General features: G+C 36.5%; 17 protein-coding genes. 9 read left to right on the top strand and 8 right to left on the bottom strand.

Annotated features, from left to right (window positions below):
• Window position 1: 1 nt before the first annotated feature.
• From AACP56_RS08455 to AACP56_RS08445, 3 genes are read right to left on the bottom strand one after another with little or no spacing between them, the layout of a single operon-like run.
• Window positions 2-1,180, bottom strand: a complete 1,179-nt coding sequence (locus tag AACP56_RS08455) for a DUF4249 domain-containing protein (RefSeq protein WP_339338297.1) — start codon at window positions 1,178-1,180, stop codon at window positions 2-4.
• A gap of 12 nt (window positions 1,181-1,192) precedes the next feature.
• Window positions 1,193-3,967, bottom strand: coding sequence for a TonB-dependent receptor (locus AACP56_RS08450; protein ID WP_339338299.1), 2,775 nt, complete (start codon window positions 3,965-3,967; stop codon window positions 1,193-1,195).
• Window positions 3,964-4,776 (bottom strand): hypothetical protein, encoded by an 813-nt coding sequence (locus tag AACP56_RS08445; RefSeq protein WP_339338301.1) that lies wholly within the window; start codon window positions 4,774-4,776, stop codon window positions 3,964-3,966. The genes AACP56_RS08450 and AACP56_RS08445 overlap by 4 nt, the downstream gene beginning before the upstream one ends.
• A 99-nt stretch (window positions 4,777-4,875) precedes the next feature.
• On the opposite strand from AACP56_RS08445, the gene AACP56_RS08440 reads away from it, so the two are divergent.
• A complete protein-coding gene (locus tag AACP56_RS08440) occupies window positions 4,876-5,574 on the top strand; it encodes an SIMPL domain-containing protein (protein ID WP_339338303.1) in 699 nt (232 codons plus the stop codon).
• Here the strand turns inward: AACP56_RS08440 and AACP56_RS08435 are convergent, their stop codons facing one another.
• Complete coding sequence (locus AACP56_RS08435) at window positions 5,575-6,156, bottom strand: TetR/AcrR family transcriptional regulator (protein WP_339338305.1); 582 nt, start codon at window positions 6,154-6,156, stop codon at window positions 5,575-5,577.
• Between the two features lie 33 nt (window positions 6,157-6,189).
• Window positions 6,190-6,939: an SDR family NAD(P)-dependent oxidoreductase gene (locus AACP56_RS08430; RefSeq protein ID WP_339338307.1), complete on the bottom strand. Its 750-nt coding sequence runs from the start codon at window positions 6,937-6,939 to the stop codon at window positions 6,190-6,192.
• Between the two features lie 149 nt (window positions 6,940-7,088).
• Between AACP56_RS08430 and AACP56_RS08425 the strand changes: the two genes are divergently transcribed.
• From AACP56_RS08425 to AACP56_RS08415, 3 genes are read left to right on the top strand one after another with little or no spacing between them, the layout of a single operon-like run.
• Complete coding sequence (locus AACP56_RS08425) at window positions 7,089-10,238, top strand: VPS10 domain-containing protein (RefSeq protein ID WP_339338309.1); 3,150 nt, start codon at window positions 7,089-7,091, stop codon at window positions 10,236-10,238.
• Entirely contained in the window at window positions 10,238-10,810 is a 573-nt protein-coding gene (locus tag AACP56_RS08420) for a pentapeptide repeat-containing protein (RefSeq protein WP_339338311.1), read from the top strand. Before AACP56_RS08425 ends, AACP56_RS08420 begins: the two co-directional genes overlap by 1 nt.
• Before the next feature lie 6 nt (window positions 10,811-10,816).
• Window positions 10,817-11,170, top strand: a complete 354-nt coding sequence (locus AACP56_RS08415) for a hypothetical protein (protein ID WP_339338313.1) — start codon at window positions 10,817-10,819, stop codon at window positions 11,168-11,170.
• 4 nt (window positions 11,171-11,174) lie between these two features.
• On the opposite strand, the gene AACP56_RS08410 is transcribed toward AACP56_RS08415, so the two are convergent.
• Window positions 11,175-11,645: a CBS domain-containing protein gene (locus AACP56_RS08410; RefSeq protein WP_339338315.1), complete on the bottom strand. Its 471-nt coding sequence runs from the start codon at window positions 11,643-11,645 to the stop codon at window positions 11,175-11,177.
• A gap of 122 nt (window positions 11,646-11,767) precedes the next feature.
• On the opposite strand from AACP56_RS08410, the gene AACP56_RS08405 reads away from it, so the two are divergent.
• The 5 genes from AACP56_RS08405 to AACP56_RS08385 all read left to right on the top strand — a co-directional run bounded on the left by AACP56_RS08405 (window position 11,768) and on the right by AACP56_RS08385 (window position 16,781).
• On the top strand, window positions 11,768-14,050 hold the full coding sequence (locus AACP56_RS08405) for a M20/M25/M40 family metallo-hydrolase (protein ID WP_339338317.1): 2,283 nt from the start codon (window positions 11,768-11,770) through the stop codon (window positions 14,048-14,050).
• Window positions 14,043-14,852, top strand: coding sequence for an NAD-dependent epimerase/dehydratase family protein (locus AACP56_RS08400; protein ID WP_339338319.1), 810 nt, complete (start codon window positions 14,043-14,045; stop codon window positions 14,850-14,852). The genes AACP56_RS08405 and AACP56_RS08400 overlap by 8 nt, the downstream gene beginning before the upstream one ends.
• A gap of 123 nt (window positions 14,853-14,975) precedes the next feature.
• Window positions 14,976-15,350, top strand: a complete 375-nt coding sequence (locus tag AACP56_RS08395; protein ID WP_339338321.1) for a hypothetical protein — start codon at window positions 14,976-14,978, stop codon at window positions 15,348-15,350.
• Between the two features lie 125 nt (window positions 15,351-15,475).
• Window positions 15,476-16,171 (top strand): hypothetical protein, encoded by a 696-nt coding sequence (locus tag AACP56_RS08390; RefSeq protein WP_339338323.1) that lies wholly within the window; start codon window positions 15,476-15,478, stop codon window positions 16,169-16,171.
• A 145-nt stretch (window positions 16,172-16,316) separates the two neighbouring features.
• Window positions 16,317-16,781, top strand: coding sequence for a nuclear transport factor 2 family protein (locus AACP56_RS08385; RefSeq protein ID WP_339338325.1), 465 nt, complete (start codon window positions 16,317-16,319; stop codon window positions 16,779-16,781).
• On the opposite strand, the gene AACP56_RS08380 is transcribed toward AACP56_RS08385, so the two are convergent.
• Window positions 16,782-17,282: a nuclear transport factor 2 family protein gene (locus AACP56_RS08380; protein WP_339338327.1), complete on the bottom strand. Its 501-nt coding sequence runs from the start codon at window positions 17,280-17,282 to the stop codon at window positions 16,782-16,784.
• The gene (locus tag AACP56_RS08375; protein ID WP_339338329.1) at window positions 17,272-17,769 is read right to left on the bottom strand and encodes a hypothetical protein; all 498 of its coding nucleotides are present in this window, start codon (window positions 17,767-17,769) and stop codon (window positions 17,272-17,274) included. Before AACP56_RS08375 ends, AACP56_RS08380 begins: the two co-directional genes overlap by 11 nt.
• Between the last annotated feature and the right edge of the window lie 46 nt (window positions 17,770-17,815).

The raw sequence follows: 17,815 nt of genomic DNA, 5'->3' as shown, positions 1-17,815 counted from the left end.
ACTACTCAATCCAAAAACTTGGTGGTTCACTTATACCCAATGCCGTACAATCCCCACAGGCTCTGACCACAGTATTATATGGGGTGCCTGGAGGGGCATCTTCGTCATCATTCTCTCCGAAATATTTAATCGTATTGTTCTTAACGCTATTGACCAATTCGGTTATTAAAGGAGCTCTAACAGTACAATCATTAGGATAATCGGGAAGGGGTTGGTCTGGAAAAAGATCACTATAATTAAAAAATATCCTTTCTTCAGAAACAGAGGAAACATCAAAAAAACCTATCACCCTTTCATTTAAATTATTGTCCGCACGGAAATTTCCTTGAATAAAGCCTGGCTGATTTTCAGAAAAGATACTTTCAAGGCCAGATAGCTCACTAAGTGCCTCATAAAAGGCATGGGCTTCCCTTGATATTACGTATTGCCTTACCAGAATACTGTAGCGATGGGAAATGATATAATTGTTCCTTGGAATAAACCGCACGACAAAATCTGTCAATCTATCTTCTGAGAAACCTGTTGTATTTGCCAAAATAAGACCAAGGTTACGCTGGGTATTGTAGCACACCTGCTGTCCTCTAGGCCTTGGTTCAAATTCAAAAACGGGTGGATTCTCTGAAACAACCGCCAAGTCTCGGGGATTCCAAAAAGGTGCGATAATTTTAAAGGTTTCTTCATATTCAAACCTGTAATACCCTGAATTGCCTGTTGGGTCATAAGCATCCAATAAAATACCAACTCCTTCACCATTCAAATCATCAGTTATCACCGTAGCATTCAAATCATCTATACCAACATTTTGGGTTAATGTCACTTCATCAGAGATGTAAGAGCCTCCATCCCGAGTGGTGATGGAGAGTTGATAGTTGACATTTGGCAGTACCGCAAATTCCGTTGTAGAAAGGTAAATCCCAGGCTCGTTTTCCGTAAACGTATGTAGCTCCTGACCATCAGCTGAGACTATTACCGTTGCCCCACTTTCGTTTATCAGCTCTTCCTCAAACCTATATGTCCGACTAAGTTGTACCTTCTGCTGTTTTACTTCATTGGTGATTACCGCATCAATGACCAAAACACTTTCAAAATCCTCAGTAGTGGCATCAAAAGGCTCCACACAGCCAATCATTAAGATAATGCCTAGAATAATGAAATAATATTTAGTGATTGGTAATCTCAAACTCAAGTTTTTTTAAAATTTAAAATTATAAGTTATCGTAGGTATGGGAATGGCAAAGATTGAACTCTTCAAGGCTTTTATCTCTCCCTGTTCCGTAACAAAAAATACTGAATATGGGTTGTTACGCCCCAAGACATTATACACAGAAATGTTCCAAAAACTATGCGCTAACTTCTTTAGTTTATGATTTCCTTCAACGTTGAAGCTAAGGTCCAACCTGTAGAAATCCGGTATTCTGAACTTGTTACGGTCACTGTAAAAGGCATATTCCGTTCCTTGATAGGTGTAAGTTCCTACCGGGTAGGTGACTGGCCTTCCGGTCTGATATACAAAATTGGCAGAAAGACTAAAGCGCCTAGTAAACTTATAATTGGTCACTAGACTAAAATCATGCGGTCTGTCAAAATTGGTTGGAAAATAATCTCCATTATTTACCCTTTCCTCAGCAAATTGACTATCCATTTTTATAAAAGATCTTGCATAAGAATACCCCAACCAACCATTGAACTTACCTTGGTTTTTCCTTACCAAGAGCTCAATACCATATGCCTTGCCCTCTCCTTGAATGACTTCGGTTTCAATAGTCTCATTGAGCAGTAGGTCTGCACCGACCTTAAAATCCAAGTTGTTGTTTGAACGTTTATAGTAGCCCTCCAAACTCAACTCATAGGCATTACCATCTATGTTTTTAAAAAATCCCAAAGCGTATTGGTGCGCTCTTTGTGGTTCAATGTTTATATCTGACAGTTTCCAAGTGTCTATGGGAGACACCGTGGTATTGTTTGACAAAGTGTGTATGTATTGGTAGGTACTGTTATATGCCGCTTTAACCGAAAAATCCTTCCCCAAAAAATAGCGGCCGGAAACCCTTACCTCTGGCCCAGAATAGGTTTGAAAAATCTCATTATTGTCATATTCTCTGTTTTCAACCAGCGTACCTTCGTTTCTTGGGGCGTTTTCTTCATAAATCCGCTGTAAAGAAGGTCCCAATCCAAAGAAAAAGGAATACCTAAGTCCTATATTGAATAAAAGTTTTTCACTGAACTTATAAGTATCAGAAACAAAAACTGCAGATTCAAGGCCCTTCTCCTTTGGGATGTTCAGAGGATTTATAATGGATTCACTACCCCGGGGCTGAATTTCTCCAGGCCTTATGGCATAGAGTTTGGTCGAAATTCCGTAATCAAATTCATGGTTGTTGTTATGGAGGTATTTCATTTTCAGCTTTAAAAGCGTTTCGTTCAACCGATAGCCAAACTTGAAATCCGTATTGGATTCCCCATCAAAGTCTATGTTAAACTCATAGCCGCTATGGGTTGCCAGAAAGGTACCTACATTTTTTTCGTTGAACTTATGGTTCCAATTTGCAGAAAGAAGTTTGTTACTGTATTTGTAAAGGGAGTCCGAGGTAATGCTGAAGGCATCTAGACTGTAATAGCCTGAAACCCTGAGCTCATTGTTTTCATTTATGGTATGCTTGTACTTACCAATAATATCGTAGAACGAGGCCTGACTATTATTAAGTGACTCTTCATCCAAGGACCTAAGAATCCAATCGGAATAAGAACCCCGTCCTCCTAAAAGCAGGGATGATTTTTCTTTGATTAGGGGAATTTCCAATGCAATATTGCTCGTAACCGGACCTATGGAGGCTTCACCAGCAAACTCCTCTGTATTGGCATCTTTATTTGTAATCTCAAAAACAGAAGAAAGGCGACCTCCGTATTCTGCCGGAATGCTTCCTTTATAGATTTTAAGGTCTTCTATAGTAAACGGATTTAATGCCTGAAAAATTCCAAAGAAATGGGTGGGATTATAAATGACCCCACCATCCATAATCACCAAGTTCTGATCTGCGCTGCCACCTCTCACATTAAAACCGGTTGCTCCTTCACCTGCACTTGTGACTCCGGGTAATGTTGTGGCAATTTTTAGAAGATTCCGTTCTCCCAAAACCACTGGTACCGTTTTCGTCTCTTCTGATGAAATTTCTATTGTTCCCATGGTCACCTCTTCTACATTTTTGTCAATTTCCGCACTGACCACTACTTCTTCCAGACGCTCCACACTTTCGTTAAGTTCAAAATTAAATTGTCCGTCATTGTAAATAACAATGTTCTTGAGGACTGTTTGAAAACCTAGTGAACGAGCTTCTACCATATTTAATCCAGGCGAAAGCTCCAGTTCATAATAGCCGTTCTCATCTGTAGTTGTGCCTTTACCGCTACCCCTAATAATTATGGAAAGATCAACTATAGGCGTGCCAGTTACTTTGTTCCTTACATAACCGTTCAATTTAAATTGCATTGTTTCCATGGGATTTTCCTTTCCAATTCTAACCGTCTCTACATTTATGGTGTCCGTCACATCTTGCTTGTCCAAAAAAACAGGATTGGGACTTTGCCTTCTAATCTTAGTCTTGGCAGATGCTACCTCTGCAGTTTTCTGCTGGGCTCCAAAAAAGCCCTCTGGGAGTCTATCGTAGATAATATTATTACGGGTGAGCGCAATTCTATCATCTTTAAAAATGTAAAAATTGATGATTGTTTTATCAAATAACTGCTCCAACAGCTCTTTAATTTCAACATCCTCAAAATTACCTGAAACGGTAAGGCCATGCAACCAATTAGGCACATAGTAAAACCTATATTCGGTTTGTTGTGTTATTTGTTGCAATGCTTCTTCAATGGGAGTTTTGGAAAAGCGAACACTTATTTTTACTGATTCTTTTTGTGCGCTGACAAAAAGGGACATTATTAAAAGTAAAAGAAGGAGCGGTTTTTTCATGGACCAACTTTTAATTTATTGATCAACTCGTCTATCCTTCTTGATATTGTTATAAGATGTGCGTGCCTATTTTCTTTTGGAAACCGCTTTTTAGAGTACCCTTGTATTTCCCGTTTAAATTCTGGAAATACATTTTCAAAATCCTTTCTATCTTTCAGTACATAGTGCTCTCCCTTATAAAAGAGGTAGTTCTTATTCCTACTTTTAAATTCATAATAAAGTGACTTCCTTCCTTTACGCTCAAATCTCTTTTTTGTGTGCTTTTCGTGCAATTGAAGATTGGTGCCTTCGTAAAGAAGTTCATAATAACCCGAAGTCTCCCGAGCTTTCGATATACCATCATTGATATGGATAAAGTACTTCCCATCAATCTCAAACCTTTCTATTTTATCTTGGTTTGGTTGAAGAAGGACTATCCGCTGTCCATTTCTTAAGTTCAATAGTATTAAATCTTCATCCAAATCATATTTCATTTCTAAGTCTGGATATAATTGTCCGTCATAGATTAAAGATCCTTTTAAAAAACCAGTAGATTTAAAAAACTTATGATATTTATTTATCACCTTGTATTTCTCAACATAGCCAATCCCTATGTACAACGGCAGACTCTCTTTTTCAACCTGTTCGTCAAACCAGCTGTAGTAATCCTCCGCTACTTTCCCATAAAATCCTTTTTGCGCCGAGACGGTTGATGTTGTAAATAAAAAATAAAGTAATATTCCAATAGGGCGTCTCAGAAAACACTTTAAAAGACTAAGACAAAACCACATATTGCTCATATATTTAAAAATATGATATTTATGGGCCAATTAGAACCTTTTTATATGAATAGCACTTTTTAAGATATCTTCAACAAACACTCTTCGACTAGTAAGAAACAAAATAGTAATTTTGAGAAAAATGGTATCATGAAAAGAGTACAGGTGTTTCTAATTCTAATAATAAGTACAACGACAATAATGGCGCAATCAACAAATTTTCTAGATGTTTCTTATTTGGAGACCTCAGCTAGGGTAGACACTCTGGTGAATCCAGATAAAATATATTTAAACATTACCATTAAAGAAAAGGATTCCAAGGGCAGAAAATCCGTGGAAGAGCAGGAAAACAAAATGGCTCAAAGTCTAAAGAGTTTAGGAATCGATATTGATAAACAACTGACCATAAAAGATTTAGCAAGCAATTACAAGAAATACTTTTTACGTTCCAAAGAAGTTCTAAAAAGCAAGCAATACTCCTTATTGGTCTATGACGGCTTAACTGCTGGAAAAGTAATGGCTGCTTTAGAAAATATAGATATCGCAAATACCTATCTGGAAAGAACTGAATATTCTAAAATGGATGAGTTGGAGCTTACGCTGAAATCAAGAGCTGTTAAAAAAGCAAAACTAAAAGCAGAGGCACTAACAAAACCACTTGGACAAAAAGTAGGTATGGCCATACACATTGTGGACAACTCTCAGCCTTACTATCCAAGATATAATCAGCCACGAATGGAGATGAAGGCTATGGCTATGGATGCATCTACTCCAGAACCACTCGATATTGGTTTTGAAAAAATAAAAGTAGAATCCACTGTGAATGTAAAATTCAAGATTTCGGAGTAATTAATCCAAAACTGAAAGTCCTAAATTCACCACTTTTTTAAGTTTATTAGGATTGGTGTCTACTTTGGCCAATACCCTAATGCCATTGAACAAAGTAAATAACATAGACCCTATTTCTCTTGCTTCTTTTGTTGAATCTATTTGCCCAGTGCCAATCCCTTTTTGCACATAATCCGCGAATAATGTTTCCGCATTATTTTTATTTTCGAGAAGGATTTTTTGAATTTTATCGTCTCCGGGAATCAGCTCTGTAGTCGTATTTACAACAAAGCAACCTTTTTTACATATATCATTTGTGGACTCTTCAATCGCTTTTTCAAATAAAACTTTGAACCCTTGTTTTACATTTGGTTCGGATTCAAATATTTGCTGAATATGTTTGGTGCTTATTTGTCTATACAATTGAAAGGCAGACTCAAAAAGAGCTTCTTTACCTCCAAAAGTATCATATAAGCTTGCCCTATTAATCCCTAAACTGGTAACCAAATCTTGTATTGAAGTAGCATGGAACCCTTTTTCCCAAAAGAGTTCCATTGCCTTTTCTAATACTTCTTGCTTATCAAATTGTTTGGTGCGTGGCATATTGGAATTATTGTTCCAAATTTATTTAAAAAATTAAACTTGCGCCAATCCACCATCCACAGGAATCTCAGCTCCTGTAATATAGCTGCTATCTGAAGAAGCTAAAAATAATGCCGTAGTTGCAATTTCATCAGCTGTCCCGAAACGCCCTAAGCTCACCAATGACGGTAAGTTGGAAGCCATTTCATTAATATTTTCTTGTGGCGCATTATGCTTTCCATAAATAGGAGTGTCGATGGGTCCTGGCGAGATTGCATTGACACGAATTCCCTTTGGTCCAAATTCAGAAGCCAAAGTTCTAGTTAAAGAGCGTAATGCAGCTTTGCTAGAACCGTAAGTTGCCATTCCGCCAAAACCTTTAACACCGGCTACCGATGTATTGAAAATTATGCTCGCGCCTTCATTCAAATGGTCATAAGCTGATTTAACTGTAAAAAGCGGACCTCTAACATTAATGTTATACACCTCATCAAAAATTTCTTCGGTTAATCTATCTATGGTCTCTACCCTAAAAACTCCTGCATTTAAAAAAAGTACATCTACTTTACCAAAAGCAGCTACAGTTGTTTCAATCAGTTTTTCACTATCTGTAACACTACTTGCCTCTGCCTTAACTAAAAGATAATCACCTTTTAACTCAGATTTTAATGCATCAAGTTTTTCTTGACTTCTTCCTGTTAAAACCACTTTTGCTCCTTCTGCCAAATAAAGCTTTGCTGTTTGTAAGCCCATTCCGCTTGTTGCACCCGTTACTATTGCTACTTTGTTTTCTAATTTTTTCATGATATATGTTTTAATAATATTTTATTTGGAATAATCATTCCAATACAAATATATCAATAACAGAACGATTGTTCCAAATAAAATTAAATTTAACATTTCTTTAGTCTTATCCTCCAGCTTTGTATCTTACTATATCAAATTCCAACCAAATGAAAATTTTAAAATTACTCTTAGTAATAGCGCTAACTATCCCTCTTAGTATTACTGCTCAAAAAAGGAAAAGAAAGACTACAACACCAAGCATTGTTTTAAATGATAGTATGTATTCTGGGCTTAAATGGCGTAACATAGGTCCTTTTCGTGGTGGTCGGAGTGTTACATCAACTGGTGTCGTTGGACAACCAATGACCTATTACATGGGTTCCGTTGGTGGCGGAATTTATAAAACAACTGATGACGGCATTACTTGGAAAAACATTTCTGACGGACAGTTAAACACAGGCACTGTTGGGGCTATTGCCGTATCTGAAAGCAATCCAAATATTGTTATAGCTGGTATGGGTGAGCATGCAGCCCGTGGTGTAATGACTTCTATGGGTGATGGGGTTTACAAATCTACCGATGCCGGAAAAACATGGAAGCACATTGGTTTGGATGAAACAAGGCATATTTCTGACGTTGTCATTGACCCTAACAATCCAGATGTACTATTTGTAGCTGCTCAAGGTGCGCAGTACGGTCCATCCGAGGAAAGGGGTATTTACCGTTCAACCAATGGTGGTGCTAGTTGGGAACGGGTACTGTTTGTAGATTCAACTACTGGTGCTTCTTCCCTTTCCATGGACATGAACAATCCACTGATTCTCTATGCAGCTATGTGGCAGCACAGACGCTATCCATGGCTAATGGAATCTGGTGGTGCCTCCTCGGGTATTTATAAATCTGCAGATGGTGGAACCACTTGGAAGCAGTTAAAGGAGGGACTTCCGGCAGCATTTGGCAAAGCTGGTATTTCGGTTTCCAGGGCGAATTCGGAATTGGTTTTTGCCGTGATTGAAGCGGAAGGTACAAAAGGTGGGGTCTATAGAAGTGATGATGCAGGTAAAAAATGGAAACAAGTAAATAAAGACCGTATAAATATTGCCCGCTCTTGGTACTACATGGAGATTTTTGCTGACCCACAAGACGAGAACGTAGTGTATGTTTTAAATGCGCCAGTAACCAAATCCATCGATGGCGGTAGGTCTTTTAAACCCCTATCTACTCCACATGGCGACAATCATCATTTATGGATTAACCCAAATGACAATTCCAAAATGATCAATTCCAATGATGGTGGAGCAAACATCTCCAACAACGGCGGTAAAAGCTGGAGCACGCAACAAAATCAGGCAACTTCTCAGTTCTACCGCGTAATTACAGATAATCTAGTGCCTTACAATGTGTATGGTGGTCAGCAGGATAATTCCGCTATTGCTATTGCTAGTCGCACCAAGGATGCTGGAATAGATTGGAAAGATTGGTATTCCGTAGCAGGGTGTGAAAGTGCCTACCTTGCTTTTAATCCAGACAACCCTGAGGTTGTTTATGGTGGTTGCTACCAAGGTATTATTGAAAAGTGGGTAAAGGCTTCGCGAGAAGTAAAACCTATAAAAGAATACCCAGAATTGGGATTGGGTAAACTCCCAAAAGATTTTAAGTTTAGATACAATTGGAATGCTCCTATCATAAGCTCTCCACATGACCGAAATACAATATATCATGCAGGAAACGTTGTTTTTAAGACTACTGATGGTGGACAAAGTTGGGATATCATCAGTCCAGATTTAACCCGTAACGAAAAAGACAAACAAGGCCCTGGTGGTGGCCCTTACACCAACGAAGGTGCAGGAGGTGAAAACTATAACACCTTAATGTATTTGGTGGAATCACCTCATGAGCAGGGCGTGCTTTATGCAGGTAGTGATGATGGCCTACTTCATATTACTAAAAATGGTGGTACTAATTGGACGGATATTACACCTCCCAACATTGGCAATGGTATCATCAATAGTATTGAGGTTTCGCCTCATAATCCCGCCACTGCTTATGTAGCTGTAATGCGCTATAAGTCTATGGATTTAAAGCCCTATATCTTTAAGACTATGGATTATGGGCAAACTTGGACCAAAATTACCAATGGTATAACGGACAAACATACTTTTGTGCGTACAGTTCGTGAGGACAAAAAGAAAAAAGGCCTTTTATATGCTGGCACAGAAACTGGGATGTATCTATCCTTAGATGATGGTCAAAACTGGCAAAAATTTCAGTTAAATTTACCGGTAGTACCGATTAATGATTTGACCATACAAGACAACGATTTGGTTGTGGCAACCGCAGGAAGGTCTTTCTGGATTTTAGATGATGTAGGTGCTATCCAAAATAGTTTTGACACTTCAGAAAAACTAAAAATTGTGCAACCAAAACCAAGTTATAGAATCTTTGGTGGCAGTCAAGACAAACCCGTTCCGGGATTGGGGCAAAACCCAAAATCTGGGGTAACTATTGATTATTATCTCCCGAGTAAGTTAGATTCTACAGAACTAAAATTAGAAATTCTTAGTAAAGGGAAAGTAATCCGCAGTTACACAAATCAAAAACCAAAAGACTTTAAATCATGGGCAGGTGGACCATCTAAACCACAAGTCCTACCTAGTAAAAAGGGGTATAATCGCTTCACTTGGGACTTTAGAACAGAAGCATTACCAAGTATAAAAAATGTATTTGTTTTTGGAAACTCAAATGGACATCGTGTAGCTCCAGGCACTTACACACTTCGTTTGATTTTAGAAGATGAAGTTGTTGAAACTGCAGCCACCATTTTATCCAATCCTGCTATTGATGCTACTTCATCGGACTATGCAGAACAAACGCAAGTCTTACAAACAATTGATGGTACCGTAAGAGAAATGCATGAAGCTGTAAATCAAATGCGTTCTGCAAAAACACAATTAAAGAATTATCAGAAATTATTGAAGGATAATGAAGCTGCTAAGGAATTGCTTGAAAAGGGAGAAGTTTTAGAAAAACGAATTACCACTTGGGAAAAAAACCTAATTCAACCAAAGCAAAAAACCTTTCAAGATGTTATTAATTTCAACAATCAACTAAATGCAGATTTGCTTCATCTAAAAGGCTTTGTAGACGTAGCAGAGCCAAAAGTAACTGCTGGTGCAAAAGAACGTTTACAAGATTTATTAGCGGCTTGGCAAAAATTTAATCAAGAAAAAAATGCAATTGTTGGTACAGAAATGACTGCTTACAATGATATGTTTAAATCCCTAAACCTACCTGCCTTAATTTTAACCAAAGAATAATGGATAACCCGTTTGTAACGAATAAGCATTTTAAAAATGAAGATTATTCAAAGACTCGTTTAAGGAGAGCAGAATATCAAGAATGTATTTTTGATACATGTCAATTTCAAAATGGATATTTAGATAATCATCATTTTACGGAATGTGAGTTTTTAGCTTGTGATTTAAGTAACACCAATATCAAACACACTATTTTTAACGATGTCGTTTTTAAAGAATGTAAACTTATTGGTTTGCGGTTTGAAGATTTGAATGATTCTTTACTCTCACTACGGTTTGATAATTGCCAATTAGATTTTGCTTCTTTTTTTCAATTGAGACTAAAAAATACCTTATTCAAAGAATGTAGTCTTTTAGAAACTGATTTTACAGAAGCTGATTTGACTTCTTCTTCATTTCCCAATTGCAATCTTGATAAAACTATTTTTGATAATACTATCCTTACTAAAGTGGATTTTACGAGTGCTTTAAATTTAGTCTTGAATCCTGAAAACAATCAGATTAAAAAAGCTCGTTTTAGTGTTGATAGTGTGATGGGTTTATTGAAAAAGTACGATATTGTTATAGAGTAGTTTACTATGGAGTTAAAAAAATGTTTGGAATGCGGAGAAGAAATTAAAGGTAGAATTGATAAAAAATTCTGCTCTGATTACTGTCGAAACGCATATAACAACAAAATCAACAAAGACAGTAAAAACCTAGTTCGGAACATCAATAACCGCCTTAGAAAGAACTATCGTATTTTGGATAACTTTGAATTAAAAGAAGGAAAAACAAGAACCACCAAGACCCGTTTAATGGATAAAGGGTTCGATTTTGAGTACATCACCAATGTGTACACCACAAAAAAAGGAACCACCTACTTCTTTGTATATGATTTAGGATATCTTCCTTTAGACAATGATTATTATATGATTGTAAAACGGGAGTAACAATTTACTTCCAGTTTTGACCACTTAGTTTCAGTGCAGCTATTACAATATCTTTTCTACTGATTTGCCCTACCAAAATACCATCTTTCATAACCGGAAGTCTTCTTCTATTATGCCTATCAAAAACACCTGCAGCATCAAATATGCTCATATCGTGGGGAATAGTCTCTACGTTTTTGGTCATAAAGCGCTCAACGCTCTTATCTAAAATTGGTTGATTAAAATAGCGACTCTCCGAAATTTGTTTCATACAATCCGCTTCAGAAATAATACCTACTAAAAATCCATTATTATCCATTACAGGCCCACCAGAAATGTGGTGTTTGGCAAAAGCTTCCATAACTTCTAAAATAGATTGTTCTGGCGAAAAGGTCACCAATTTCTTGGTCATGTAGTCGGACACTAAAATAGCAGCATCGTATTCTTTCTTCCCTGTCGTCTTTGCTCTTACCCCTTGAAAACTCTTGATTGCCATACTATTTACATTTTAGGTTGATTACTAAAGTTAGTGATTTTTAACGATTTAAGTGAATTTTTACGTCCAAATACATTAAGCTTACATATTTTCATACATTTATACGACAACTAATCCACTTTATGAAATTTACAAGAACACTTGCCCTATTGCTTCTTGCATTGGCTATTTATTATAGTTTCAAGTCCCTAATGCCTGCATATGATGCTAAAGCATCAGTTTCCGAATCGGGCTTTTCTACTGAGAACGCGCTCAACCATGTAAAACAACTTTCCCTACAACCGCATGCAGTTGGCTTTAAGGGACATTCCAATACCTTGAGCTATGTCATTTCAACCTTAAAAAATATGGGTTTGGAGACTACCACCCAAGAAGGTTATACCGCTGGTGACTGGGCTAACTTAAGTAAGGCTACCAATGTATTGGCCCGTATTAAAGGTTCTGGAGATAGCAAAGCGCTATTGTTATTATCCCATTATGATAGCAATCCACATTCTTCTTTTGGAGCTAGTGATGCCGCAAGTGGAGTCGCTACAATTTTAGAGGGTGTTAGGGCTTTTTTAGCCAAAAATAAAACGCCTAAGAACGATATTATCATATTGATTACCGACGCTGAAGAACTTGGGCTCAATGGAGCGGACTTATTTGTGAACAAGCACCCATGGGCAAAAGATGTAGGGCTTGTTTTAAATTTTGAAGCGAGGGGAAGTGGTGGCCCTAGTTATATGTTAATTGAAACCAATAGGGGAAATGGAAATTTAATTAAGGAGTTTACTAAAGCAAATCCAGAATACCCTGTAGCTAATTCCTTGGCCTATAGTATTTATAAGATGCTGCCCAACGATACAGATTTAACCGTTTTTAGAGAAGATGGTGATATTGAGGGGTTTAATTTTGCGTTTATTGACGACCACTATGATTATCATACCGCACTTGATAATTTTGAGCGGATGGACCGTAATTCACTGGTGCACCAAAGCAGCTATCTAGTGCCATTATTAAATCATTTTAGTGATGCGGACTTAAATAATCTTAAAAGTCTTGATGATTATATCTACTTTAATGTACCTTTTTTTAGGTTGATTTCTTATCCTTTTGAATGGATTTGGCCCATGTTTGGTCTCGCTATTTTACTATTTATAGGGTTATTGATTTTAGGGTTTAAGAATAAGTTGCTTGATGTAAAATCTGTCTTTTTAGGTTTTGTTCCATTGGTACTAGTATTACTTCTCAATGGTTTATTTGGGTACTTAAGCTGGCCAGCACTTAAATGGTGGTACCCAGATTACAAGGACATGCTCCATGGGTTTACCTATAATGGGCATACCTATATCATAGAAATGGCGTTCTTGGCCATGGGTGTTTGTTTTTGGGTTTATAACAGGTTTAAAAAAATTAATACCCCTAACTTATTGGTTGCACCAATAGTAATTTGGCTAATTATTTGTGGTCTGGTTTCCAATTATTTAGAAGGGGCTAGCTTTTTTATCGTTCCTGTCTTTGGTCTGTTAGCTGCATTTATGGTCTGTATCAAACAAGAAAAGCCAAACGCCTTGCTCCTTTTGTTTTTTGCCCTTCCAGGAATTTTTATATATGCCCCTTTTATAAAGATGTTTCCAGTTGGTTTAGGTCTAAAAATGATGGCCGCAGCTACTATTTTTGTAACCCTGCTCTATTTTATAGTATTACCTCTTTTTAAACAGATAAAGAATCCTGTTCGGTTAACTATTTTAGCATTTATCCTTTTTGCCATATTTGGCATTTCAGCACATCTTAATTCAGGTTTTTCAGAGAGCAAACCAAAACCAAGTAGTCTGTTGTACGTTTATGATGCTGATGAAAATACTGCCAAATGGGCTACTTATGACAATAGACCTATTGCTTGGAATGGTCAATTCCTAAAAGAAAAGAAAAAACCAGTTTCTAAAAATGGTTCCAAAATATTAAGTAGTAAATATAGTACAGGATTTACTTTTGTATCCGATACTGAACCTAAAGCCATAGAAGCACCAAAAATTGATGTAGTACATGATTCAATTACTGGTTCTGAAAGGGTAATTTCTCTATGTATTACCCCGCAACGAGATGTTAATAGGCTTGAGGTTTTCACAAATGAGGCAACCTTAAACAGCGCTACAATAAACAATATTCAACTCTCTGACTATTTTTTGGAGAATAGGAGATATGGTAAACTAATTACTCATTATATTTCGGATAATGACTTTACTGAAATAGATCTGCGAATACCAAAAGATGAACTTTTAGAACTCACTTTCTTTGAAGCTTCAAACGATTTACTGACCAACAAACAATTTTCAGTACCTGAACGACCAAAAACCAGTATTCCTATGCCATTTGTTTTAAATGATGCTATTTTGGTCACCAAAACCTTGAGCTTTGACTAGAACAGTTGGCGTAATGGGCTGTGGTTGGCTTGGATTACCATTGGCTAAGAACTTTTTAGCCTTAGGGTATGACGTAAAAGGAACCACAACTTCTGATTCTAAATTAAAAAAGCTGGAAATAGCTGGTATAACAAGTTTTAAAATTCAGCTTAACGAGAATGGTATTTCTGGAAATGTAGCTGATTTTTTATCTGGTTTAAATATATTGATAATTAATGTCCCCCCAGGATTAAGAAGTAGTAACAAAGCTGACTATGTAGCAAAAATGGAGCTACTCTTAGAGGAAATCCTAAAGACTTCCATTACCAATATTGTGTTTGTTAGTAGTACCTCTGTTTATGGAAATGTAGAAGGGGAAGTAACTGAAGAGACTATCCCCCAACCGGAAACCGAATCTGGAAGGCAATTATTACAGAGTGAAAAGTTGTTTTTGGAAAACATGGGCCTCAATGCTACCATTGTCCGTTTTGGGGGCCTAATTGGAGAGGATAGACATCCAGTAAAACATCTTGCTGGAAAAAAAGGGTTGAAAAATGGCGAGGCATTGGTAAATCTTATCCACTTAGATGACTGTATTCAAATGATAACAACAATAGTTAAAAAAGACTATTGGAATACGATATTTAATGGAGTTTACCCGCTACACCCCACAAAAAAGGATTATTATGCTACCGAAGCCACAAAAAGAGGACTTCCCACTCCTGAATTTGAATTTTCTTCTAATAAAATAGTTAAAAAATGTATTATTAGTAAGAATTATCTTAATAAATTAAATTATCTGTACACCTCAATAATCTCTTAATTCACAACATATCGGTAGTTTTTCACAACAATTAAGGGTATTTTAAGTTAATTATAATATTGATTTTCAATTACTTACGTTTTAAACATATACCTTTATGGTAGCAAGCAAAAAAGTATAGTTATGGAAAATTCAAGACTGGGTACTCGGATTTTGATGGAAACAGAAAGATTAATTTTGGATAGCTGTTCAAAATCAGTGATTTCAAAAAAATCGAAGGAATTGCATTCAGCGATTCTTAAAAAATATTACAATGCAGCTGATGTAATAATTGACTATCATAGGCGTAGGGTAAATATGGATGTTGTTATCTGTGATAAAGAATATGACCCAAAGAAAGTCAACTTGGTAATTACCACATTGCCCGTAAATTTATCATTCAAAGATATTTGCCTTTTACTAAAATCCTGTTTGGAAAAAGATGTGAAAAGTTTAGCTTTCTATGCACGCTTATTAAGAGATTACGCCAATAAGGATACTACCTACATGGCCATCTAAAAAAATTGAAATTGCTAATGAAAAAGATGCCATGAGCATCTTTTTTTGTTTTAAAACATAGGGTTTTCTTTAACAACGTATTAGCTAATATTTTTATAGTTTTGCCGCACTATAAAAGAAATCAAATGAAAAAAAATCTTCTACTTCTGGCATTCTTTGCTATTGTTTTAGGGAATGCACAGACAAAAAATGATTTGTTGTCCCATTATAAGGCATTCTACAAAGAGATGAAATTACAAGGTGATGTCAATGGCGTAATTAATGCCCTTACCCACTTAAACGTTCTCGAGCCTTCACAACAACGTAGAGATACACTTGCCTATGTTTACATGAAGAACAACCAAAACCTTCAGGCATTAAATACTATTGGTATTGAAAGCAGTCCTAATGATTCCGACTTAGCTATTCAGATTAAAGCAATTGCACTCAAAGCGTTGAACCAACCCAAAAGAGCTATTGTCCATTTTGAAAGTATGTTCAAACGAAATCCAACAGCTTATGCAGCCTATGAGCTGGCAGATTTAAAAATACAAGTTGGTGATAATGATGGTGCAGCAAGCCATATAGAATACGGATTGACCAATTCCAAGGACGATATGAAATATGCTTTCTATGAGCGCCAACAACCCTATGAAGTACCTCTAAAAGCTGCCTTTACTCATTTAAAAGGATTATGGCAATTCAACAAAGATAAAAATGATATTGATGCAGCCATTGCTTTAATGGATGAAGCCCTAGAAATTGATCCAAATTTCAATTTGGCCAGTTTGAGCAAGCAAGCCTTGGAATCCAGAAAAGAAGCAGCGAAAACTGAAGAGTAAAATATTTCTTTACTTGCTAATAGAAAAAGGGGCTAAAATAGCCCCTTTTTCTATACAACTTATTGAGGTTTAAAGTTTAACACTACATTTTGACTATTGCATAAAATCTTCAATTATCTTTAAACAACAACCAAAAAATAGCAACATGAAACGTATTTTTCTTCTACTATCTTTTCTATTTACAATTAGCACCATAAGTGCCCAAAACTCTGATGCCGAAATTGAAAACGTGAAAGCCGCATGCCTGGATTACATTAACACTTTCTACCAAGCGGATACTACTCTTGCGTACAGAAGTGTACACAAAAGTGTTCGTAAAACAGGATTCTTTTTTAAGGATAAGGAAGAGGTTTATTCCAAGCAACTGGAAATGCCTTTTGACAAGCTTATAAATTTAGCTAAAAGATGGAATAGTGACGGAAGTAGAACAGACGCGAATTCTCCCAAAGAAGTAGTAATTTTTGAAGTTTCCGATAAAACGGCGAGTGCCAAAGTCACAGCTGTTTGGGGTATTGATTATTTGAGCTTAATGAAAGAAAATGGAAAATGGATGATTGTAAACGTATTATGGCAATCTCCCCCCAAGTTTTCAGTTTCAGAAACAAAGTAGCTAGTACTTTTCCTTTAGCTTTTTTGTCAAAATACTGTCGAATTCTTTTTTTATTGAAATTAGTTCCGCTACATTTTCGTTTGGTACGGCAATGGACAAAACATAATGGGCAATTTTCCAGGTATCATCTACCTTTTGCAATACGCCAGAACCCCTACAGAGTTTCATCTGCGTATCCAAAAGCTCATCAAACCACGCAAAATCTTTAGCTTTATTTATATAGATATTGCGTTCCACAGCTGTGAAGCTCCAAGCTTTGCCCTTATCAAAATAAGGTTTGGAAAAATCTTTAAACTCTTGATTTTGCCAATTCTCTGTAGCATCGGTACCTAAAAACACACCATCTTTGGTCATGTTATCAAAATAGGTCTCAAAATCTGCATCAGCCGCTGCTTTGTGCCATGCATCCAATACACTGCTGATAGCTTCTTTTTCAATATCTTGAGCAAAAAGAGCGGTACTACCAAAAAATAGCAGAGTGATTATCAGTCTAATTTTCATCTAGAATTAATTTAGTGTCCAACTTATTGCTGACAATGATATTGAATTGGTCTCGGAATGCGTTTCTGGCAACCAACATTTGTTTTATAGGCTCATCTATAGCAGTTTTTTCTGCTAAACTAGCTCTCATTTTCAGCAGAAATGTCCGCAGTACTTTTTGCCTGCTCTTAATTTGTAATTTATCAAATTCCTCTGGGTATGTACCATCTCTCAAGGCTTTTTCCTTTACCAATAAATCATCTATTGCCAATACTAAGTCTTCATTATTTTGAGCTCGGTACATCACTTCAAAACTATTTTGAAATTCTTGAAATTCAGGCCATTTACTTAAGACTGCTTGGGCTTCTGGATTTAAATTTTGTATTTCAGGCCTATTCGGAAAAGAAACAAACTGTGTCGAAGTATCATCAATAACATCAGGTTTCACTTCTTTTTTACATGCCAAAATGATTAAAGTCAGGAGGAAATAAGTCAACAATTTCTGCATAAAACGAAAGTACAAATTTTAAGATAAGCTATCTTTATTGCGCAAT

It is taken from the genome of Croceitalea sp. MTPC6 (genome assembly GCF_036985525.1).
Taxonomy (GTDB): Bacteria; Bacteroidota; Bacteroidia; order Flavobacteriales; family Flavobacteriaceae; genus Croceitalea.
Note: the sequence above shows the minus strand (reverse complement) of the source record. Positions and strands in the feature narration are given on the sequence as shown.

Coding starts and splice junctions, on each gene's coding strand:
- AACP56_RS08450 (WP_339338299.1), bottom strand. CDS start 3,967: ATGAAAAAACCGCTCCTTCTTTTACTTTTAATAATGTCCCTTTTTGTC.
- AACP56_RS08440 (WP_339338303.1), top strand. CDS start 4,876: ATGAAAAGAGTACAGGTGTTTCTAATTCTAATAATAAGTACAACGACA.
- AACP56_RS08435 (WP_339338305.1), bottom strand. CDS start 6,156: ATGCCACGCACCAAACAATTTGATAAGCAAGAAGTATTAGAAAAGGCA.
- AACP56_RS08430 (WP_339338307.1), bottom strand. CDS start 6,939: ATGAAAAAATTAGAAAACAAAGTAGCAATAGTAACGGGTGCAACAAGC.
- AACP56_RS08425 (WP_339338309.1), top strand. CDS start 7,089: ATGAAAATTTTAAAATTACTCTTAGTAATAGCGCTAACTATCCCTCTT.
- AACP56_RS08420 (WP_339338311.1), top strand. CDS start 10,238: ATGGATAACCCGTTTGTAACGAATAAGCATTTTAAAAATGAAGATTAT.
- AACP56_RS08415 (WP_339338313.1), top strand. CDS start 10,817: ATGGAGTTAAAAAAATGTTTGGAATGCGGAGAAGAAATTAAAGGTAGA.
- AACP56_RS08410 (WP_339338315.1), bottom strand. CDS start 11,645: ATGGCAATCAAGAGTTTTCAAGGGGTAAGAGCAAAGACGACAGGGAAG.
- AACP56_RS08405 (WP_339338317.1), top strand. CDS start 11,768: ATGAAATTTACAAGAACACTTGCCCTATTGCTTCTTGCATTGGCTATT.
- AACP56_RS08395 (WP_339338321.1), top strand. CDS start 14,976: ATGGAAAATTCAAGACTGGGTACTCGGATTTTGATGGAAACAGAAAGA.
- AACP56_RS08390 (WP_339338323.1), top strand. CDS start 15,476: ATGAAAAAAAATCTTCTACTTCTGGCATTCTTTGCTATTGTTTTAGGG.
- AACP56_RS08385 (WP_339338325.1), top strand. CDS start 16,317: ATGAAACGTATTTTTCTTCTACTATCTTTTCTATTTACAATTAGCACC.
- AACP56_RS08380 (WP_339338327.1), bottom strand. CDS start 17,282: ATGAAAATTAGACTGATAATCACTCTGCTATTTTTTGGTAGTACCGCT.
- AACP56_RS08375 (WP_339338329.1), bottom strand. CDS start 17,769: ATGCAGAAATTGTTGACTTATTTCCTCCTGACTTTAATCATTTTGGCA.